The following is a 17,908-nucleotide window of genomic DNA, read 5'->3' on the forward strand; positions in this document are numbered from 1 at the left end:
CGAATTTCACGGCCGCGTCCGAACCTTTCCCGCGAAGGCAGGGGAGGAGGTCCACCCGGTGGATGGCGGCGCTTCTGGAGCGGATGTCAGGGCGGGCGTTCGTACGGAGCGACCAGCCGCCCCGCGGGAACCTCCGGCGGATTGGGTGAACGCAGTCACAGTCCGGTGCGGTCACCCACGGCCAGGCTTCCCCATGCCTTGATGACGGACGCTTGGTTATAGTGCGCGGACTTTCCACCGAGGTTCTCTGATGGACGGCCACGGCCAGCCCACTGCAATCCCCCGCTCCAGGCGCTCCTCCGGTCCGCAGGGGACCCGGCTGTTCTCCGCCGAGGAACTGCGCCAGTTAGCCCGTGAGGCCGCACCTGTCGTGCTGGGCGGGGCCAGCGCCGCCTCGCCCGTGCTGGAGGGAGCCAGCGGCGATTTCCTGGGGCGGCGCATTTCGCTGCGCCCGGGTCGCCAGACGGTCGGTCGGCGCGGCGACAACGACGTGGTGCTGGAGGACCTGAGCGTCTCGGCCTCGCACGCCTGGATCATGAACCAGCGCAACGAGTACGTGGTCATGAACACCTTGTCGACCAACGGAACGTTCGTGAACGGCAAGCGCGTCCACGAGGCCACCTTGCGGCACGGCGACCGCGTGCGCTTCGGCCAAGTGGAATTCACCTTCCTCACCCGTGAACGTGACGCCGGCGGCCGCGCGTGGCGCTGGATCGGGCTGGGGGTCGCGGCGCTGGTGGTCCTGGGGCTGGCGGCATGGTGGCTGGCCTGATCCCGATCGCGAACGAACGGAGCATCCCGCCGGCGGTGGGGCGCTACCGCATCGAGGGCGTGCTCGGAGCCGGGGCGATGGCCGTGGTCTACGCGGGCTTCGACCCGGAGATCGAGCGCAAGGTGGCGATCAAGTGCCTGCGCAGCGCGGTCGCTGCCGACCCGGCGTACCGGGCGCGCTTCCTCACCGAGGCGCGCGCGGTCGGTCACCTGACCCATCCACACATCGTCACCCTGTTCGACGTGGGCGAGATGGACGATGGGCGACCCTACATCGCCATGGAGCGGCTCTCCGGCGACACGGTGGCCAGCCGCGTGGCGCGCGAGGGCTTTCCCGCGCTGCCGGTGATCATCGGCCTGGTCGAACAGGTCGCCAGCGCGCTGGACTACGCCCATGCGCAGGGCGTCGTCCACCAGGACATCAAGCCGGAGAACATCATGCTCTCCGACGGCTGGCAGCACGCCAAGGTCAGCGACTTCGGCATCGCCGAGCGGCGCGACCCGCGTTCGCCGGGCGCGCCGCGGCGCGAAGTCGGCGGCACGCCGGCCTACATGGCGCCGGAGCACCTGCACGGTGAGCGTACCGACGCGCGCAGCGACCTGTTCTCGCTCGGCGTGATGCTGTACTGGCTGCTGAGCGGCAAGCTGCCCTGGAACGAAACCGGCGACGTCAAGCGCCTGCTGGTCGAGCGCCAGCGACTGCCGCAGCCGACGCTGCAGCCGCGCGACCCGTTCACGCCCACGATCCTGCTCGACGTCGTGCAGACCCTGCTCGCGCCGGCGCCGCAGTACCGCTACCAGCGGGGCGCCGAACTGGTCGACGACCTGCGCCTGGCCTTGCGCGAGTACGAGCGCCTGCACGAGAAGCCCCTCGCCACGCGGCTGATCTCGCTGCGGCTGCGCTGGGCCGGCATCCTGGCGGCGGTGCTCAGCCTCACCCTGCTGATCGGTCTGGCCGCGATCTACGCGCGGCAGAACGCCGCCGTGACCGGCCTGGCCCAGGACTTCGGGCGATCGCTCGGCCGCATGGTGGCCAGCGAGGCGGCGGAAAATCTGCTGCTGGACGATCGCGCAGCCACGCGCGCGCTGGTGCAGGACATCTCGCGCAACCGGCAGATCTACTACCTCGCCGTCGCCAACCGCTACGGCGAAGTCATCGCCAGCACCCGCGCCGACGAGCAGGGGCGCCCGCTGCCCGCGCGCACCAACGAGGGCTTCCTGCCGGGCGAGGGCGACATCACCAGTTACCGCGTGCGCATCCCCGACGGCAGCGATCCCGGCGACATGCTGGTGTTCGACGTGCCGGTCCGCTACCAGTCGGCCCAGGTCGGTCAGCTGCGACTGGGGGTCAGCGACGCGCCGTTGCGTGCGGCGCAGAAGACCACGCTCAAGGCGATCGCCGCCGTGCTGCTGGTGACCCTGCTGGCCGTGACGGGCGCCGCCTGGTGGCTGTTCCGCCGGCTGCTCGGCCTGCTGGACGTGCTGGGCGAGGCCATGCTGCGGGTCGGCCGCGGGGATTTCAGCCATCGCATCCGGCTGGTGCGGCACGACGAACTGGGCCGCCTTTTCACCGCCTTCAACCTGATGTGCAACGCGTTGCAGGCGCGCGAGCGCCGGCCGCGGCGGCCCAGCGCCGCCCCCACCGCGCCGCTGGAACTGCCCACTCGCATCCTGCCTGCGTCGGAGCGGGCCAAGGACGAGGCGGCACGCGACTAGCCGGCCTCGGCTACGTCAGGAGCGTCGCGTGCCGGCCACGGACGGGTTCAGAATTGCTTGAGCCGCTGCTTGAGTTCGAGCGCGCGCGCGCGATAGACGGTGGCCGGCTCGAAGTCCGGCTGGATCGACAGCACGCGGTTCCACAGCGAGATCGCCTGGTCCAGCTGCTGGTCGCGATAGAGCACGATGGCGCGCTGGTGGTAGACCGAGACCAACTGCTGGCGCAGCGCCTGCGCGTCGGCGCCGGCGGCCGGCAGGCCCGGATCGGCATCCAGCGCCTCGTCCATCCGTTCCAGCGCCTGGCTGCGCTGGCCCTTGTGCAGCAGCGCCACGCTTTCGTCCTGCAGCCGACGCGCCCGGGCCTCGTTCGATGCGCTGGCCGGAGCCGCGTGCTGTTCCTGCGCTGCACCTTCCGGGACCTCGGCCGAGGCCAGGCGTGAAGCCGGCAGGCGCAACTTCTGGCCGGCGCGCAGCACGGAGGGATTGGCCGAACGGTTGTAGCGCGCAAGAATCAGGAAGCGTCCGCCGTCTCCCAGGTAGCGCGCCGCCAGCGTGCTGTAGGAATCGCCCGGCTGCACCACGTACTCGCGCGAGGCGTGGCCCAGCGCCTGTTCCGGATCGGCGGTGAGCTGGCGCAGCAGGGCCTGCGCGACGCGGTCATCCGGGTTGACCTGGAGGAAGCGGCGCAGCTGCCGCTCGCCTTCGGCGTAGTGGCCCAGTTGCAGCTGCTGGTTGACGATGGCCGCCAGCGAGGGAGGCGGTGCCTCGTCGGTGACGGGTGGCGGTGAGGCGGGGGCCGGCGCGGATGCTGCCGCCGGTGCCGGCGCGGTGTGCCCGCCCATGCGCGCCTTCAGCTCGGCGCATCCGCCCAGGCCGCCGGCGAGCAGCACGCCCGATGCCAGCACCAGCGCGCGGCGAACTTGTGCGGAATGCACGTAGCGAAAGTTCTGCACGAATACCCTCATAGTTGTTCCACACCCATCCCGTCGGCCTTGGCCGCGTCGCGGCCAGCCGGCGACGCCCGCCGCGCCCGGCCACGGGCGCGCCACCATGTCATCCAGCCTATCCGGACCAGGATCAACGACACATTGTCGCCGTCCGCGCCGCCGCGCTCCAGCGCGCGCGCCAGCGCCTCGTGCAACGCACGGCGCAGGTTGCGCCGGCGGGCGAGCCGGCCCAGTTCGGCGGTGGACAGCCGCTCCCATACGCCGTCGCTGCACAGCACGAACGACTGGCCCGGGCGGATCGCCGCGAAGCCGTGCTCGACCTGCGGCGGCTGCGGGCCGCCCAGGCCGCGCAGCAGCACGTGCTGGTCGGCATCCAGGCCCATCGCTTCGGGCGCGAGCTCGCCGCGGGCCACTTTGAGCTGCGCCAGGCTGTGGTCCTCGGTGCGGCCCAGGCAGTGCCCATGCTGGAAGCGGTAGAGCCGGCTGTCGCCCACGTGGGCCCAGCAGGCGCGCCGGCCACGGATCAGCAGGGCGACCACGGTCGAATGCGGCTCCGCGCCCACCAGGCCCTCGCCGTGCCGGCGCAGCCCGGCGTGGGCCGCCTGGCACAGCGCTTCCAGGAACAGCGGGCCGGGCTGCTCGCGCCACTGGCCCTGGTTCCAGAACCGGCGGGCGGTGTCGACGACGGCCGCGGAGGCCAGCTCGCCGGCGCCATCGCCGCCCATGCCGTCGGCCAGCACCAGCAACCGCGCATCGGACGCCGCGTCGTGCAGGCAAATCAGTGCGTCCTGCTGTGTGAGGCGTCCGCCGCGCGCCCGCCCGGCCATCACCGACGGTATCGCCTGGCTCTCGATCCGCTGATCCATCGTCCGGCCCCTGCCCGAAGATAGGGCGAGCATAACGCCGCCGCGGGCCTCGCTACATGTCGTACTTCGCCAGTTGCAAACCGCGGTGCTGATAATCGCGCCAACGCTCGCGCGAGCCGGTGCGCTCGGCCGGGTCGGCGGCGACCACTTCGAGCACGCGCTCGAAGCGCCCGGTGGCGCAGCTCTCGCGCAGGTTGATCACCAGCGGGCGGTCGGGCGTGTCGATGCCGGGCGGCACGATCAGCACGGCGGTGTGCTCGTCGTCCTCGTCGCCGGCCAGCTGGTGCGGGACGTAGGCATCCGGGTCGAAGTCCCACAGCAGGGTGTCGACCGCCTCGGCCTGCTCGAAATCGCGGGTGAGGATCAGCGTCGGCTGCTGCGCCGCATACGCGCGCCGCGCCAGTTCGCACACCAGCAGCAGCGGCTGTTCGCGGAAGCGCGGCTTGTCGATCAGGTAGAAGTCGGCGCGGGGCATCTTGGTCGGGGAACGGGGAACGGGGAACGGGGAACATGTGGGCTGCGGCGGGCTGGTATCGCTGCAGTTGCGGACGCCCATCGTGCCACGGGCGTCAGCACCACGTGAACCCGCACGTTCCCCGTTCCCCGTTCCCTGTTCCTCGATCTTCTCAGCCCGCGCGGTCCATCAGCCACTGCACCAGCAGGGGCACCGGGCGGCCGGTGGCCAGGCCCTTGCGGCCCTCGTCCCAGGCGGTGCCGGCGATGTCCAGGTGCGCCCAGCGCTGGCCTTCGGTGAAGCGCGACAGGAAGCAGCCGGCGGTGATCGCGCCGGCGCTCTTGCCGCCGATGTTGGCCACGTCGGCGAAGCCCGATTCGAGCTGCACCTGGTAGTCGTCCCACAGCGGCAGGCGCCAGGCGCGGTCGAGCGTGGCCTCGCCGGCGGCGAGCAGCTCGGCGGCCAGCTCGTCGTGCTTGCTCATCAGGCCGCTGGCGTGCTTGCCCAGCGCGATGACGCAGGCACCGGTGAGCGTGGCCGCGTCGATGATGGCCTTGGGCTGGTAGGTCTGCGCGGTCCAGGTCAGCGCGTCGCACAGGATCAGGCGGCCCTCGGCGTCGGTGTTGAGCACCTCGATGGTCAGGCCCGAGAGGCTGGTCAACACGTCGCTGGGGCGGTAGCTGTCGCCGTCGGGCATGTTCTCGGCCGCGGGCACCACGCAGACCAGGTTGAGCTCGAGGCGCATCTTCACCGCGGCGACGAAGGCCCCCAGCACGCCGGCGGCGCCGCCCATGTCGAACTTCATCTCCTCCATGCCGGCGCCGGGCTTGAGGCTGATGCCGCCGGAGTCGAAGGTGATGCCCTTGCCGACGAAGGCGTAGGGCTTGTCGCCCTCGTTGCCGCCCTTGTACTCCAGCGCGATCAGGCGCGGCCTGTTGGCCGAGCCGCGGCCGACCGCCAGCAACGAGCCGAAGCCGAGCTTTTCCATCGCCTCGTGGTCGAGCACGCGGCAGCTGACACCTTCGTTGGCGTCGGCGAAAGCCTGGGCCTGTGCGGCGAGGTAGGAGGGGTTGCAGATGTTCGGCGGCAGGTTGGCCAGCTCGCGGGCGAAGCGCACGCCTTGGGCGATCGCCACCGCCTGGTCCAGCCCGGGCTGCGCCTCGTGGGCGGCGACGAAGGCCACCGACTGCAGCTCCGGCTGCGCGGCCTTCTCGCGCGGCTTGAAAGTGGCCGTATAGCGGTAGGCGGCATGGTCGGCGGCGAGCGCCGCGGTCCGCACGCGCCAGGCGGCGTCGCGGCCGGGCACGTCCAGGTCGGCCAGGAAGGATACCGCCGTGTCGACCGGCAGCCTGCCCAGCGCGCGGGCGGCTTCCAGGTGGACCTTCTGGTAGCGCGCCGCGTCGAAGCTCTTCTGCGCACCCAGGCCGACCACCAGGACGCGACGGGCGGCCACGCCGGCGGGCGCATACAGCACGGCGGTACTGCCGGCCTTGCCGCTGATGTCGCCGCTTTCCACCTGGCGCTTGATCGCACCTTCGCTGGCCCCGTCCACGCGCGCGGCGGCGCTGGTGAGCAGGCCGTTCTCGTAGACGCCGACCACCAGGCAGGGCGTTTCGACGGTTTCGGGCGAGGTGCTGGCGGCGACCAGACTGAACTGAAGCGTCATCGGAGAGGGTCCTGCGAAGCGAAGAAGGAGGGCGGACCGGCTAGACTTGGCGTTCGGCGCCGGCCTGCGGTGCGAGACCCTCAATCCTATCGCATGCTGAGCATCCTCGACCGCTACTTCCTGCGCGAACTGGCCCAGACGGTCGCCGCCACCACGATCGTGCTGTTGGCGATCATCACCGGCACGACATTCGCGAAGGTGCTCCAGCAGGTGGCCGGCGGCAGCTTCCCGGCCAGCGTGATATTTCCCGTGCTGGGCCTGCGCACGCTGGACGGGTTGACCAACCTGTTGCCGCTGGCCGGCTTCCTCGGCGCGATGATGGCGCTGGGCCGCATGTACCGCGAAAGCGAGATGCACGTGCTGGCCTCCTCCGGCATGGGGCCGCGCGGGCTGCTCCGGCCGGTGGCGATCCTGGCCGGCATCATCGTGCTGGTGACCGCGCTGGTTTCGCTGTGGCTGGGACCGTGGGCGGTGCGCACCTCCGATGCGCTGGTGGCCGAGGCCAACCGCTCGGTGATCGCCGCAGGCCTGGACGCCGGGCGCTTTACCGAGCTGCCCGGCAAGGGCGGGATCATCTTCGTCGAGTCGCTGAACCGCGACGGCAGCGTGCTGGGCAAGACCTTCGTGGCGAGCGAGAGCGTGGACAAGGACGGCACCCGCCAGATCAAGCTGGTCACCGCCGCAGGCGGCCAGCTCTACCAGGAAAGCAACGGCCAGGGCCGCTTCATGGCGCTGCGCAACGGCTGGCAATACAAGATTCCGCTCGGCCGCGACGACTGGTGGCGCATGCAGTACGCGCGCAACGACGTGGCCTTGTCCGAGGTGAAGGCCGACGACGAGGAAGACCCGGCCCACTCGCAGGGCACCTGGGCGCTGGCCACCTCCGCCTCGCCCGACGCGCGCGCCGAGTTCGCCTGGCGCGTGCATGCGCCGCCGATGGCCTTCGTATTGCTGATGCTGGCCCTGCCGCTTTCGCGCCAGAGCCCGCGCGAGCCCCGCTACGGGCGGGTGCTGCTTGCCCTGCTCGGCTTCTATCTCTACTACCTGCTGCTGGCGCTGGGCCGCGCGCAGATCGGCAAGGGCCACTGGGCCAACTCGCTGTCGCTGCTCCTCGTGCACCTGCTGGCGCTGGCGCTGGCGGCCTGGCTGTTCTGGAAGCAGTACGCTCCGCGCAAGCCGCGCGGCCCGCGCGGGGCGGTGGCCTGATGCAGCTCTCGATCAAGCGCGTCGACCGCCTGGTCGGCATGACGGTGCTGGGCTCGCTGCTCACGGTGTGGCTGGTGCTCACCGGCTTCGACGCGGTGACGCAGCTGCTGCGCCAGCTCGGCCTGGTCGGGCGCAACGGCTTCACCACCCTCAACGCGATCAGCTACGTGCTGGTGACGGTCCCGCGCCGCATGTACGAGATGTTCATCTTCGCCGCCGTGATCGGCGGCCTGATGGGCCTGGGCGCGCTGGGCGCCAGCGGCGAGCTGACCGCGCTGCGCGCGGCGGGCATGTCGCGGCTGCGCATCGCGGCCTCGGCCGCCGGCGTGGTGGCGGTGCTCACGGTGGGCGTGACCATCCTGGGCGAGACCGCCGCGCCGTGGGGCGACCAGCAGGCGCAGGCCATGCAGCTGCGCATGAAGGCGAACAACCTGGGCCTGTCCGGCAGCACCGGTCTGTGGGCGCGCGACGGCGACCGGGTGATCAACGCCAAGGCGACGCTGATCAAGCAGGTCGAGGGACACAACGTGGTGCAGCTGGCGGACGTGCGCGTCTTCACGCTGACGCCCGATGGCCAGGTCAGCCGCTTCGACTGGGCCCACAGCGCGCAGAACGACGGCCGCCGCTGGACCCTCGAAGGCGTGCGCACCACCACGCTGGACGCCGCCGGCACCCACAGCAGCTCGGCGGCGAGCGAGCCGTGGGAGTCGCACCTCAACCCGCGCGTGCTCGAGCAGTCGGTGATCCAGCCGCAATACCTGCCGATGCGCGACCTGTACCGCAACATGACCTATCTCACCCGCAACGGGCAGAACCCGGGCATCTACGCGGTGACTTTCTGGGGTCGGGTGCTCTACCCGCTCAATACGCTGGTGCTGGTGCTGTGCGCGATGCCGTTCGCCTTCGGCGCGCTGCGCTCGGGCGGCCTGGGCAAGCGGATCTTCGTGGGCATCCTGCTGGCGATCGGCTGGTACTTCCTGCAGAAGGCCTTGGTGAACTTCGCCACCATCTACGGCCTGCCGCCGCTGCCGGCCAACCTGCTGCCGGCGCTGTTGCTCTCCCTGGGCGCCTGGTTGTACTTCCGCCGCAAACTCTGAGGCGGCTCATCGGGGCGGGCGCAGGGAGCGCTCCGCGGGAGGTCTGTTTCAGTCCCCCGGCGCCGCCGCCCGTCTTTCCCCCGCGCACTGGAACGCCGGACCGATACCATGGCGCGCACCGACCGCCGGAGACGCCCATGGGCAAGCACACCGCCGAGCTGCGCTGGACGCGCGGCGACCAGACCTTCCTCGATAACCGCTACAGCCGCCTGCACAGCGTGCGCTTCGACGGCGGCCTGGAGATCCCGATGTCGTCCTCGCCCGCAGTGGTGCCGGTGCCGATGTCCGATCCGGCGGCGGTGGACCCGGAGGAGGCCTTCGTCGCCGCGCTGGCCAGTTGCCACATGCTGTGGTTCCTCAGCCTGGCCGCCCGCGACGGCTGGCGTGTGGACAGCTACCGCGACGCGGCGGCCGGCACCATGGGGCGCGACGAGCGCAACCGCATCGTCATGCGCGAGGTGCTGCTGCGGCCTGAAGTGGACTTCTCCGGCGACCGGCGGCCCAGCCGCGAACAGATCGAGCAGCTGCACCGCGACGCCCATGCCGAGTGCTTCCTCGCCCATTCGGTGCGCTGCGAGGTGCGCTGCGAGCCGGTGATGGAGCCATGAGCCAGCCGGCCGCCGATCGACTCCTCAAACGAGGGCGCCCCGGCGAAGGCACGGCACCGCGGGCTAGGCATCGCGGCGCCTGAGGCGGCCGGCCTTCAATCGCCCTGCGGCTGCCGCCGACGCCGGGTGAAATGGCCGATCAGCAGCGGCACCAGCGCGAGCAGGGCGATCGCGCCCAGCGGCAGCAGCACTTCCCGGTGCATGAACAGGCCCAGGCCGATGCGGTCGCTCTGGATGAGCGCCCGGCCCAGGCCGGCGCCGATCGATGTCTCGAACACCAGCGCCACCGTGCCGCCCAGCCAGGTGGCGCCGACGAACAGCCACAGCGGGCAGCGCAGCCAGGCCAGACAGACAGTGATCAAACCGAACGGCGCCACCGGCACGAAGCGCAGGAACAAGGTGTAACTGATCGGGTGGCGCTCGAAACCGTGGTGCAGCTTCGCCGCCAGCGGCGGCGGGTTCCGGCTGCCGCCGCCGAAGGCGTAGCGGCTGGCGAGGTAGAGGATCAGCGAGCCCAGGGTCAGGCCGACCGAGGACCAGGCCGTGCCCTCGACCACGCCGAAGGCAAAGCCGCCGGCGAAGATGATGATCACGGTGCCCGGAATGCCGGTCGCCATCGCCAGCGTCAGCAGGCCGATGTAGGCCAGCCGGCTGAGCCACGGGTTGTCCGCGATCTGCTGCTGCAGTTCGTTCTGGTGCGCGATGAGCTGCTCGGGGTTGAGCCGGTCCAGCGCGCCCGAAGCGAACAGCACCACGCCGGCGATTACCAGCAACAGCAACGGCAAGGCGGCGCGCAGCCGGCTCAATAGTGCGCTCCGCTCTTGCCGTAGTCGGCCAGCACCGTACGCGCTTGCTCGCGCAGGATGTCGCGCCGTACGGCGATGCCGCGGCGTTCGAGCTGGGCGATCCAGTCCGCCGGCAGCGGGCCTTCGTCGAAGGTGGTGAGCGACTCGACGTCCTCGCCGCGCGCGCCGATCAGCAATTCGTCGATGCCTGCCCACACCGTGGCGCCGAAGCACTGGCAGCAGGGCTGCGCGCTAGTGGCCAGGATGAAGCGGCCGTTGTCGCCGGCGTTGAGGCGGAAGCTCGCCAGGCGCTGCTGCGCGAGCATGTAGGCCATCGTCTCGGCGTGCGCGACCGAGCAGGTCTGCTGCACCACGCGGTTGATGCCGACGGAAACCAGGCGGCCGTCCGCGTGGAAAACCGCCGCGCCGAACGGCCCGCCGTGGCTGCGCGCCACGTTCTGGCGCGCGAGCTCGATCGCCAGCCCCACGCGGTCTTCGTCGCTGAGGTAGCGGCGGCCGGTATCGGCCACCTCGCCGACCCAGGGCGGCAGGGTGAGATGGAGCTGGAGCGGCAGCAGCATGCTCAGGCGCCGGCCTGCTTGGCCCAGGTGTCGCGCAGCGTCACCGTGCGGTTGAACACCGGCGCGCCCGGCCGATGGTCGAGGCGGTCGGCGACGAAATAGCCCAGCCGCTCGAACTGGAAGCGCTGCTCGGGCTCGGCCTGCGCCGCCGCCGGCTCCAGCCAGCCGCGCCCGACGCGCTTGGCGTCCGGGTTGATGTGCTCGATCCAGCTCTTGCCGTCGCTCTCGTCGTCGGGCGCCGGCACGTTGAACAGCCGGTCGACCATGCGCACCTCGGCGGCCACCGCGTGGCGCGCGCTGACCCAGTGGATGGTGCCCTTGACCTTGCGGTCGGCGCCCGGCAGGCCGGCGCGCGACTCCGGGTCGAGCGTGCAACGCAGTTCGAGGATGTCGCCGGCGTCGTCCTTGATGACTTCCTCGCACTTGACGATGCCCACGCCGCGCAGGCGCACCTCGCCGCCCGGCACCAGGCGCTTGAAGCCCTTGGGCGGCACCTCGGCGAAGTCCTCGCGTTCGATCCACAAGGTGCTGGCGAAAGGCACCTCGCGCGCGCCGAAGCTCTCGTCCTTCGGATGGTTGGCGAAGGTGAGGCTTTCCTCGTGGCTGCCAGGCAGGTTGATGATGGTGAGCTTGAGCGGATCGAGCACGGCCATGCGCCGCGGCGCGGTGGCGTCCAGGTCCTCGCGCACGCAGTTCTCGAGGATGGCGTAGTCGATCACGCTGTTCTGCTTGCTGATCCCCAGCCGCTCGATCAGCAGGCGCAGGCCGGCCGGGGTGAAGCCGCGCCGACGCAGGCCGCGCAAGGTGTTCATGCGCGGGTCGTCCCAGCCGTCGACCAGGCCTTCGTTGACCAGCTGCGCGAGCTTGCGCTTGCTGGTGATGCAGTAGGAGAGGTTCAGACGCGAGAACTCGATCTGGCGCGGCTTGGCGGGTTTGGCCTCGAGGCCGGCGTCCACCACCGACTGCCACAGCGCCGGGTGCGCGGTCAGGTCGACGTTGTCCACGCACCAGTCGTACAGCGGACGGTGGTCCTCGAACTCCAGCGTGCACAGCGAATGGGTGATGCCTTCCATCGCGTCGGACAGCGCGTGCGCGAAGTCGTACATCGGATAGATCGGCCAGGCGTCGCCGGTGTTCTGGTGGGCGATCTTGCGGATGCGGTAGAGCGCCGGATCGCGCAGGTTGATGTTGCCCGAGGCCATGTCGATCTTCGCGCGCAGCGTCTTGCTGCCATCGGCGAACTCGCCGGCGCGCATGCGCTTGAACAGATCGAGGTTTTCCTCGACCGAGCGGTCGCGGTACGGCGAATCGCGGCCCGGCTCGGTCAACGTGCCGCGGTACTCGCGCACTTCTTCGGCGGACAGGTCATCGACGTAGGCCTTGCCGTCCTCGATCAGCTTGAGCGCGGCGCGGTAGAACACGTCGAAGTAGTCCGAGGCGTGGCGCAGCTCGTGCCAGTCGTAGCCGAGCCAGCGCACGTCCTCCTTGATGCCCTCGACGAACTCGGGGTCTTCCTTGCCCGGGTTGGTGTCGTCCAGGCGCAGGTTGCACCAGCCGCCGAACTCGCGCGCGATGCCGAAGTTCAGGCAGATCGCCTTGGCGTGGCCGATGTGCAGGTAGCCGTTGGGCTCGGGCGGAAAGCGCGTGCGGATAGCGTGGTGCTTGCCGGAGGCCAGGTCCTCGCGAATGATCTGGCGCACGAAATCCCTCTGCACGTTCGCTGCAGTACCCGGGTTGGTTTCGGCGGCGGAGGTTTCGCTGGACATCGGTGCGGCTCGGGCAAGCTTGGGCGGAAACCGGGGAGTTTACCCTGAGTTGCGCATGTCCCTGGTCGAATCCACTGTGGGCAGCTCCGTTTTCGCGCTTCCGGCGCCAGGGCTTGCCGCTCTCCGGGGTGCGCAGTAGCGTGGCCGCATGCGCATCGCCTACCGAGCCGAAAGCCTGATCGACGCCCATCTGGTCAAGGATGCGCTGGAGCGCGAGGAGATTCCCGCGTTCATCGCCGGCGAATACCTGACCGGCGCGGTAGGCCAGCTGCCGGCGATCGACTACGTCGCGGTGATGGTGCCTGAATCCTCCGCCGGCGCCGCCGAGGCGGTGGTGCGCGCGGTCGAGGCGCAACTGGCCGAGGCCCGCGCGGCGCTCGGCGACTGGGACGGCGACGCGCAACTGGCCACCGATTCGCCGTGAACCGATCCGTCTCCACGACCGCGACGCCGCTGGCGCCGCCGGCCGCGGTCGGCCGCATGGCGCTGGGCGCGATGCTGCTTTCCACCACCGGCATCTTCGTGGTGCTGGCGCAGGTGGCGCCGACCGTGTCGGCGTTCTACCGCATGCTGTTCGGCGGCGCGATGCTGCTCGGCAGGGTGGCGCTCACGCGGCGCTGGGTGCGAGTCCGATGGCGCGACGTCGTGCTGGCGCTGCTGCCGGCGCTGGGCTTTTCGCTGGACCTGATCTGCTGGCATCGGTCGATCCTCTGGGTGGGGCCGGGCGTGGCCACCCTGCTGACCAACTTCCAGGTGTTCCTGATGGCGTTGGTCGGCTGGTGGGTCTATCGCGAGCGGCTGGGGCGCTGGTTCCTGCCGGGCATCGCGGTGGCGCTGGCAGGATTGTGGCTGCTGGTCGGCGCGCACTGGTCGCTGTTCGACGCGCGGCACCGGCTCGGCGTATGGCTGGGGCTGGCCAGCGGCCTGGCCTATACGGTCTACCTGCTGAGCTTCCGGCGCGCGCTGTCGGGGCATACGGCGCTGCCGGCGGCGCAGTTCCTCGGGCTGATGAGCCTGCTGAGCGCCGCGCTGCTCCTGCTCTGGGGGCTGGCCGAGGGCGACGCGTTCGCGCTGGTGACGGCGCACAGCTGGAGCGCGCTGCTGGCGCTGGGCTTTTTCGGCCAGGTGCTGGCCTGGCTGCTGATGGTGGGCACGATGCCGCTGTTGCCGGCCTCGCTGGTGGGCCTGTTGCTGCTGTTGCAGCCGGCGCTGGCCTTCGTGCTGGACGTGCTGCTGTTCAGGCGTCCGACCGGCGGTGGCGACTGGCTGGGCCTGGCGCTCGCGCTGGTCGGCATCCTGCTCGGCACGATGCGCAGGAACGGTAAGGACCGGAGTCGATGATGCGAGACCTGGATGCACTGATCCGCGCCGTGCCGGATTTCCCGCAACCGGGCGTGGTCTTCCGCGACGTCACGCCGCTGCTCGCCGATGCCGGCGCGTTCGCGCGCTGCATCGACTCGCTGGCCGAACCCTGGCTGGGCGAAGGCGTGCGGGCGGTGTGCGGGATCGAATCGCGAGGCTTCATCTTCGGCGCCGCACTGGCGCAGAAGCTCAACGCCGGCTTCGTGCCGCTGCGCAAGCCAGGCAAGCTGCCGCTGCCGGTGGTGGGCATGGACTACGCGCTCGAGTACGGCCACGACCGGCTGGAAGTGCGCGCCGATGCGCTGCAGCCGGGCGAGCGTGCGCTGCTGGTCGACGACGTGCTGGCCACCGGCGGCACGCTGGCCGCGGCGCAGGCGTTGCTCGACCGGCTCGGCGTGGCGCTGGTGGGCGCGGGCGTGGTGATCGAGCTGCCGGCGCTGCAGGGACGCGCGCGCTGGCGTGGCGACGGGCCGCTGCACGCGCTGCTGCGCTACTGAACGGCGCCTCCTTCCAGCAATGCCACCACCGCTGCGCGGGCCTGCTGGGCCAGCGCATGGCGATCATGCGGCGCCAGTCCTTGCGTGGGCAGCGGATCGCCCACCCGCAGCACGATGGTTCCCGGCCGCACGCGGAAACCTGCCGCCGGCAGCACGTGGCCGCTGCCCTCGATCGCCACCGGCACCACGCTCACGCCGGCCTCGATCGCCAGCTGGAAAGCGCCGCCCTTGAACGCACCCACGCCGCCGTCGCGGCTGCGCGTACCCTCGGGAAAGGCGCACACGCTGGCGCCCGCGCGCACGACGCCCACCGCCGCATGCAGCCGCCGCGCCGAGCTGCGCGCGCTGGCGCGCTCGATGAACACCATGCCCATCGCCCGCGCATACCAGCCCACGAACGGCACCTTGGCCAGCTCCTGCTTGAGCATGAAGCGCACCGGCGCCGGCAGCGCGCGGAACAGCGCGCAGATGTCGATCATCGACTGGTGGTTGGCCACGAACACGTGCGGGCGCGACCAGTCGACCCGCTCCAGCCCGTGCACTTCCAGCCGTGCGCCGGCGCCGTGCAGCAGCCCCGGCGCCCAGCAGCGCGCAGCCATCCGCAGCGGCCAGCGGCGCCCGCCGGTGACGACGCGCACCAGCAGCGCCAGGCAGATCCAGCCGGCGGTCCAAAGCAGGGTGAACAGCAGTTGCAGCGCGTTGAACGTCGCCCAGGCCAGGCGGCTCATGCACGCGATCCGGAAAGTTTCGTCACGAGGCGTCCCTGCTGGCCGAGCGGAAAATGATACGTGCCGCCGGCGTGCGCCGGCCAGATGCCCCGCCGTCTTGAAGGGCACTGAGACGCCCTCATCTTCTGCGCATTGCGGCCGGGGGCCGCCCGTTTTTCCGAGGAATCCACATCATGCGGATGGACAAACTCACCTCGCGTTTCCAGCAGGCGCTGGCGGACGCGCAGTCGCTGGCCGTGGGCCGCGACAACAACATCCTGGAGCCGGCGCACGTGATGGCGGCGCTGCTCGACCAGCAGGGCGGCTCGACCGCGCCGCTCTTGACCCAGGCGCACGTCAACGTGCCGGCGCTACGCGAGCGTGTCGGCGAAATCCTCGGCCGCCTGCCGCAGGTGCGCGGGCAGGAAGGCAACATCAGCGTCGGCAACGACCTGACCCGCCTGCTCAACCTCACCGACAAGCTGGCGCAGCAGCGCGGCGACCAGTTCATCGCCAGCGAGCTGTTCGTGCTTGCGGCGCTGGAGGACAAGGGCGAGCTCGGCGCGGCGCTGAAGGCCGCCGGCGCCACCAGGGCCGACCTGGAAGCGGCGATCGACAAGGTCCGCGGCGGCGAGAAGGTGCAGAGCGAGAACGCCGAGGACCAGCGGCAGGCGCTGGAGAAGTATTGCGTCGACCTGACCGCGCGCGCCGAGAGCGGCAAGCTCGATCCCGTCATCGGCCGCGACGAGGAAATCCGCCGAACCATCCAGGTGCTGCAGCGGCGCACCAAGAACAACCCCGTGCTGATCGGCGAGCCCGGCGTGGGCAAGACCGCGATCGTCGAGGGCCTGGCCCAGCGCATCGTCAAGGGCGAGGTGCCCGAGGGCCTGCGCGACCGCCGCGTGCTGGCGCTGGACATGGGCGCGCTGATCGCCGGCGCCAAGTTCCGCGGCGAGTTCGAGGAACGCCTCAAGGCCGTGCTCAACGATCTGGCCAAGCAGGAAGGCCGGGTGATCCTGTTCATCGACGAGCTGCACACGATGGTCGGCGCCGGCAAGGCCGAGGGCGCGATGGACGCCGGCAACATGTTGAAGCCCGCGCTGGCGCGCGGCGAGCTGCATTGCATCGGCGCCACCACGCTGGACGAGTACCGCAAGTACATCGAGAAGGACGCTGCGCTGGAGCGCCGCTTCCAGAAAGTGTTCGTCGGCGAGCCGAGCGTGGAGGACACCATCGCCATCCTGCGCGGCCTGAAGGAGCGCTACGCCGTGCATCACGGCGTAGAGATCACCGATCCGGCGATCGTCGCCGCGGCCACGCTCTCCAACCGCTACATCACCGACCGCCAGCTGCCGGACAAGGCGATCGACCTGATGGACGAGGCGGCCAGCCGCATCCGCATGGAGATCGACTCCAAGCCGGAGGAGCTCGACCGCCTGGAGCGCCGCCTCACGCAGCTGAAGATCCAGCGCGAGATGCTCAAGAAGGAGACCGACGAGGCCTCCAGGAAGCGCCTGGCCGACCTGGAGAGCGACATCGATAAGCTCGAGCGCGAGTTCTCCGACTTGAACGAGGTGTGGAAGTCGGAGAAGGCCGCGCTGCAGGGCGCCACCAAGATCAAGGAACAGATCGAGGCCGCGCGCCTGGAGCTGGAGACCGCCCAGCGCCGCCAGGACTACGCGAAGATGAGCGAGATCCAGTACGGCCGCCTGCCGGAACTGGAGAAGCAGCTCGCCGCCGCGCAGGCCGCCGAGAAGCAGGAATTCAAGCTGGTGCAGGACCGCGTCACCGACGAGGAGATCGCCGAGGTGGTCTCGCGCTGGACCGGCATCCCGGTATCCAAGATGCTCGAAGGCGAGCGCGAGAAGCTGCTGCACATGGAAGCGGCGCTGCACAAGCGCGTGGTCGGCCAGGACGAGGCCGTGCGTGCCGTGTCCGACGCGATCCGCCGCGCCCGCGCGGGCCTGTCCGATCCGAACCGTCCGTACGGCTCGTTCCTGTTCCTGGGGCCCACCGGCGTGGGCAAGACGGAGCTGTGCAAGGCGCTGGCCGAATTCCTGTTCGACACCCAGGAGGCGATGGTGCGCATCGACATGAGCGAATTCATGGAGAAGCACTCCGTGGCCCGCCTGATCGGCGCCCCTCCGGGCTACGTCGGCTACGAGGAAGGCGGCTACCTCACCGAGGCGGTGCGCCGCCGGCCGTACGCCGTGATCCTGCTGGACGAGGTGGAGAAGGCGCATCCGGACGTGTTCAACATCCTGCTGCAGGTGCTCGACGACGGGCGCCTCACCGACGGCCAGGGCCGCACGGTGGACTTCCGCAATACCGTCATCGTAATGACCTCGAACCTGGGCTCGCAGATGATCCAGGACGCGGCCGACTCCGGCGGCGACGCGGAGGAGCAGTACACCAAGATGAAGGCGGCGGTGATGGGCGTGGTGCAGGCGCACTTCCGCCCGGAGTTCATCAACCGCCTGGACGAGCTGGTGGTGTTCCGGCCGCTGGAGAAGAATCAGATCCGCGCCATCGCGAAGATCCAGCTGGCGTATCTCGAAAAGCGTCTGGCCGAGCGCGACCTCAAGCTCAACATCGGCGACAACGCGCTGGCGCTGCTGGGCAACGTGGGCTTCGATCCGGTCTACGGCGCGCGGCCGCTCAAGCGCGCCATCCAGCAGCAGCTGGAGAACCCGCTGGCCAGGGAAATCCTGGAGGGCCGCTTCGCCCCCGGCACCACCATCCACGTGGATGCCGAGGGCGGACACCTGGCCTTCAAGGCCGCCTGACGCGAAGCTCTTGCCCCCTCTCCCCTCTGGGGAGAGGGCTGGGGTGAGGGGAGGGGCTCGCGGGGATGCCGGCTCCTGCCCTTGTTCTTTTGA

17 protein-coding genes are annotated in these 17,908 nt (G+C 70.5%); 9 read left to right on the forward strand and 8 right to left on the reverse strand.

Features of this window, described 5'->3' with window-relative positions; translation table 11 throughout:
• The first annotated feature begins 250 nt into the window (after positions 1–250).
• On the forward strand, positions 251–772 hold the full coding sequence (locus VGU03_RS07100) for an FHA domain-containing protein (RefSeq protein ID WP_327479690.1): 522 nt from the start codon (positions 251–253) through the stop codon (positions 770–772).
• Positions 757–2,487, forward strand: coding sequence for a protein kinase domain-containing protein (locus tag VGU03_RS07105; protein WP_327479691.1), 1,731 nt, complete (start codon positions 757–759; stop codon positions 2,485–2,487). Before VGU03_RS07100 ends, VGU03_RS07105 begins: the two co-directional genes overlap by 16 nt.
• A 47-nt stretch (positions 2,488–2,534) precedes the next feature.
• Here VGU03_RS07105 and VGU03_RS07110 read toward each other — a convergent pair whose 3' ends face one another.
• The 4 genes from VGU03_RS07110 to VGU03_RS07125 form a co-directional block, all read right to left on the reverse strand.
• Positions 2,535–3,452, reverse strand: a complete 918-nt coding sequence (locus VGU03_RS07110; protein ID WP_327479692.1) for a LysM peptidoglycan-binding domain-containing protein — start codon at positions 3,450–3,452, stop codon at positions 2,535–2,537.
• Positions 3,449–4,300, reverse strand: a complete 852-nt coding sequence (locus VGU03_RS07115) for a PP2C family protein-serine/threonine phosphatase (protein ID WP_327479693.1) — start codon at positions 4,298–4,300, stop codon at positions 3,449–3,451. The genes VGU03_RS07110 and VGU03_RS07115 overlap by 4 nt, the downstream gene beginning before the upstream one ends.
• Before the next feature lie 52 nt (positions 4,301–4,352).
• Positions 4,353–4,775, reverse strand: a complete 423-nt coding sequence (locus VGU03_RS07120) for a DNA polymerase III subunit chi (RefSeq protein ID WP_327479694.1) — start codon at positions 4,773–4,775, stop codon at positions 4,353–4,355.
• Between the two features lie 151 nt (positions 4,776–4,926).
• The gene (locus tag VGU03_RS07125) at positions 4,927–6,420 is read right to left on the reverse strand and encodes a leucyl aminopeptidase (protein ID WP_327479695.1); all 1,494 of its coding nucleotides are present in this window, start codon (positions 6,418–6,420) and stop codon (positions 4,927–4,929) included.
• A gap of 93 nt (positions 6,421–6,513) precedes the next feature.
• On the opposite strand from VGU03_RS07125, the gene lptF reads away from it, so the two are divergent.
• The 3 genes from lptF to VGU03_RS07140 all read left to right on the forward strand — a co-directional run bounded on the left by lptF (position 6,514) and on the right by VGU03_RS07140 (position 9,331).
• A complete protein-coding gene (gene lptF, locus VGU03_RS07130; protein WP_327479696.1) occupies positions 6,514–7,626 on the forward strand; it encodes an LPS export ABC transporter permease LptF in 1,113 nt (370 codons plus the stop codon).
• Entirely contained in the window at positions 7,626–8,723 is a 1,098-nt protein-coding gene (lptG, locus tag VGU03_RS07135; protein WP_414655947.1) for an LPS export ABC transporter permease LptG, read from the forward strand. The genes lptF and lptG overlap by 1 nt, the downstream gene beginning before the upstream one ends.
• A 137-nt stretch (positions 8,724–8,860) precedes the next feature.
• A complete protein-coding gene (locus VGU03_RS07140) occupies positions 8,861–9,331 on the forward strand; it encodes an OsmC family protein (protein ID WP_327479697.1) in 471 nt (156 codons plus the stop codon).
• A 95-nt stretch (positions 9,332–9,426) separates the two neighbouring features.
• On the opposite strand, the gene VGU03_RS07145 is transcribed toward VGU03_RS07140, so the two are convergent.
• From VGU03_RS07145 to VGU03_RS07155, 3 genes are read right to left on the reverse strand one after another with little or no spacing between them, the layout of a single operon-like run.
• A complete protein-coding gene (locus VGU03_RS07145) occupies positions 9,427–10,137 on the reverse strand; it encodes a TVP38/TMEM64 family protein (RefSeq protein ID WP_327479698.1) in 711 nt (236 codons plus the stop codon).
• Complete coding sequence (locus VGU03_RS07150) at positions 10,134–10,694, reverse strand: nucleoside deaminase (protein WP_327479743.1); 561 nt, start codon at positions 10,692–10,694, stop codon at positions 10,134–10,136. Before VGU03_RS07150 ends, VGU03_RS07145 begins: the two co-directional genes overlap by 4 nt.
• A 5-nt stretch (positions 10,695–10,699) precedes the next feature.
• On the reverse strand, positions 10,700–12,463 hold the full coding sequence (locus VGU03_RS07155; RefSeq protein ID WP_327479699.1) for a glutamine--tRNA ligase/YqeY domain fusion protein: 1,764 nt from the start codon (positions 12,461–12,463) through the stop codon (positions 10,700–10,702).
• A gap of 148 nt (positions 12,464–12,611) precedes the next feature.
• Here VGU03_RS07155 and VGU03_RS07160 point away from each other — a divergent pair, with 148 nt between their 5' ends.
• Genes VGU03_RS07160 through VGU03_RS07170 form a run of 3 tightly spaced genes read left to right on the forward strand, consistent with a single transcriptional unit; the run spans position 12,612 to position 14,322 of the window.
• Complete coding sequence (locus tag VGU03_RS07160; RefSeq protein WP_327479700.1) at positions 12,612–12,887, forward strand: DUF2007 domain-containing protein; 276 nt, start codon at positions 12,612–12,614, stop codon at positions 12,885–12,887.
• Positions 12,884–13,804, forward strand: a complete 921-nt coding sequence (locus VGU03_RS07165) for a DMT family transporter (protein ID WP_327479701.1) — start codon at positions 12,884–12,886, stop codon at positions 13,802–13,804. The genes VGU03_RS07160 and VGU03_RS07165 overlap by 4 nt, the downstream gene beginning before the upstream one ends.
• Positions 13,804–14,322: an adenine phosphoribosyltransferase gene (locus VGU03_RS07170; protein ID WP_327479744.1), complete on the forward strand. Its 519-nt coding sequence runs from the start codon at positions 13,804–13,806 to the stop codon at positions 14,320–14,322. Before VGU03_RS07165 ends, VGU03_RS07170 begins: the two co-directional genes overlap by 1 nt.
• Here VGU03_RS07170 and VGU03_RS07175 read toward each other — a convergent pair.
• A complete protein-coding gene (locus VGU03_RS07175) occupies positions 14,316–15,050 on the reverse strand; it encodes a lysophospholipid acyltransferase family protein (protein WP_327479702.1) in 735 nt (244 codons plus the stop codon). The genes VGU03_RS07170 and VGU03_RS07175 overlap by 7 nt on opposite strands.
• Positions 15,051–15,223: 173 nt before the next feature.
• On the opposite strand from VGU03_RS07175, the gene clpB reads away from it, so the two are divergent.
• Positions 15,224–17,815, forward strand: coding sequence for an ATP-dependent chaperone ClpB (clpB, locus tag VGU03_RS07180; RefSeq protein ID WP_327479703.1), 2,592 nt, complete (start codon positions 15,224–15,226; stop codon positions 17,813–17,815).
• The last annotated feature ends 93 nt before the right edge of the window (positions 17,816–17,908 follow it).

It is taken from the genome of Frateuria sp. (assembly GCF_035944355.1).
Lineage (GTDB): Bacteria > Pseudomonadota > Gammaproteobacteria > Xanthomonadales > Rhodanobacteraceae > Frateuria_A.

Bases quoted from the DNA above. Each gene is read 5' to 3' on its own strand.
- VGU03_RS07100 (WP_327479690.1), top strand. From the start codon at position 251: ATGGACGGCCACGGCCAGCCCACTGCAATCCCCCGCTCCAGGCGCTCC.
- VGU03_RS07105 (WP_327479691.1), top strand. From the start codon at position 757: ATGGTGGCTGGCCTGATCCCGATCGCGAACGAACGGAGCATCCCGCCG.
- VGU03_RS07110 (WP_327479692.1), bottom strand. From the start codon at position 3,452: ATGAGGGTATTCGTGCAGAACTTTCGCTACGTGCATTCCGCACAAGTT.
- VGU03_RS07115 (WP_327479693.1), bottom strand. From the start codon at position 4,300: ATGGATCAGCGGATCGAGAGCCAGGCGATACCGTCGGTGATGGCCGGG.
- VGU03_RS07120 (WP_327479694.1), bottom strand. From the start codon at position 4,775: ATGCCCCGCGCCGACTTCTACCTGATCGACAAGCCGCGCTTCCGCGAA.
- VGU03_RS07125 (WP_327479695.1), bottom strand. From the start codon at position 6,420: ATGACGCTTCAGTTCAGTCTGGTCGCCGCCAGCACCTCGCCCGAAACC.
- lptF (WP_327479696.1), top strand. From the start codon at position 6,514: ATGCTGAGCATCCTCGACCGCTACTTCCTGCGCGAACTGGCCCAGACG.
- lptG (WP_414655947.1), top strand. From the start codon at position 7,626: ATGCAGCTCTCGATCAAGCGCGTCGACCGCCTGGTCGGCATGACGGTG.
- VGU03_RS07140 (WP_327479697.1), top strand. From the start codon at position 8,861: ATGGGCAAGCACACCGCCGAGCTGCGCTGGACGCGCGGCGACCAGACC.
- VGU03_RS07155 (WP_327479699.1), bottom strand. From the start codon at position 12,463: ATGTCCAGCGAAACCTCCGCCGCCGAAACCAACCCGGGTACTGCAGCG.
- VGU03_RS07160 (WP_327479700.1), top strand. From the start codon at position 12,612: ATGCGCATCGCCTACCGAGCCGAAAGCCTGATCGACGCCCATCTGGTC.
- VGU03_RS07170 (WP_327479744.1), top strand. From the start codon at position 13,804: ATGCGAGACCTGGATGCACTGATCCGCGCCGTGCCGGATTTCCCGCAA.
- VGU03_RS07175 (WP_327479702.1), bottom strand. From the start codon at position 15,050: ATGAGCCGCCTGGCCTGGGCGACGTTCAACGCGCTGCAACTGCTGTTC.
- clpB (WP_327479703.1), top strand. From the start codon at position 15,224: ATGCGGATGGACAAACTCACCTCGCGTTTCCAGCAGGCGCTGGCGGAC.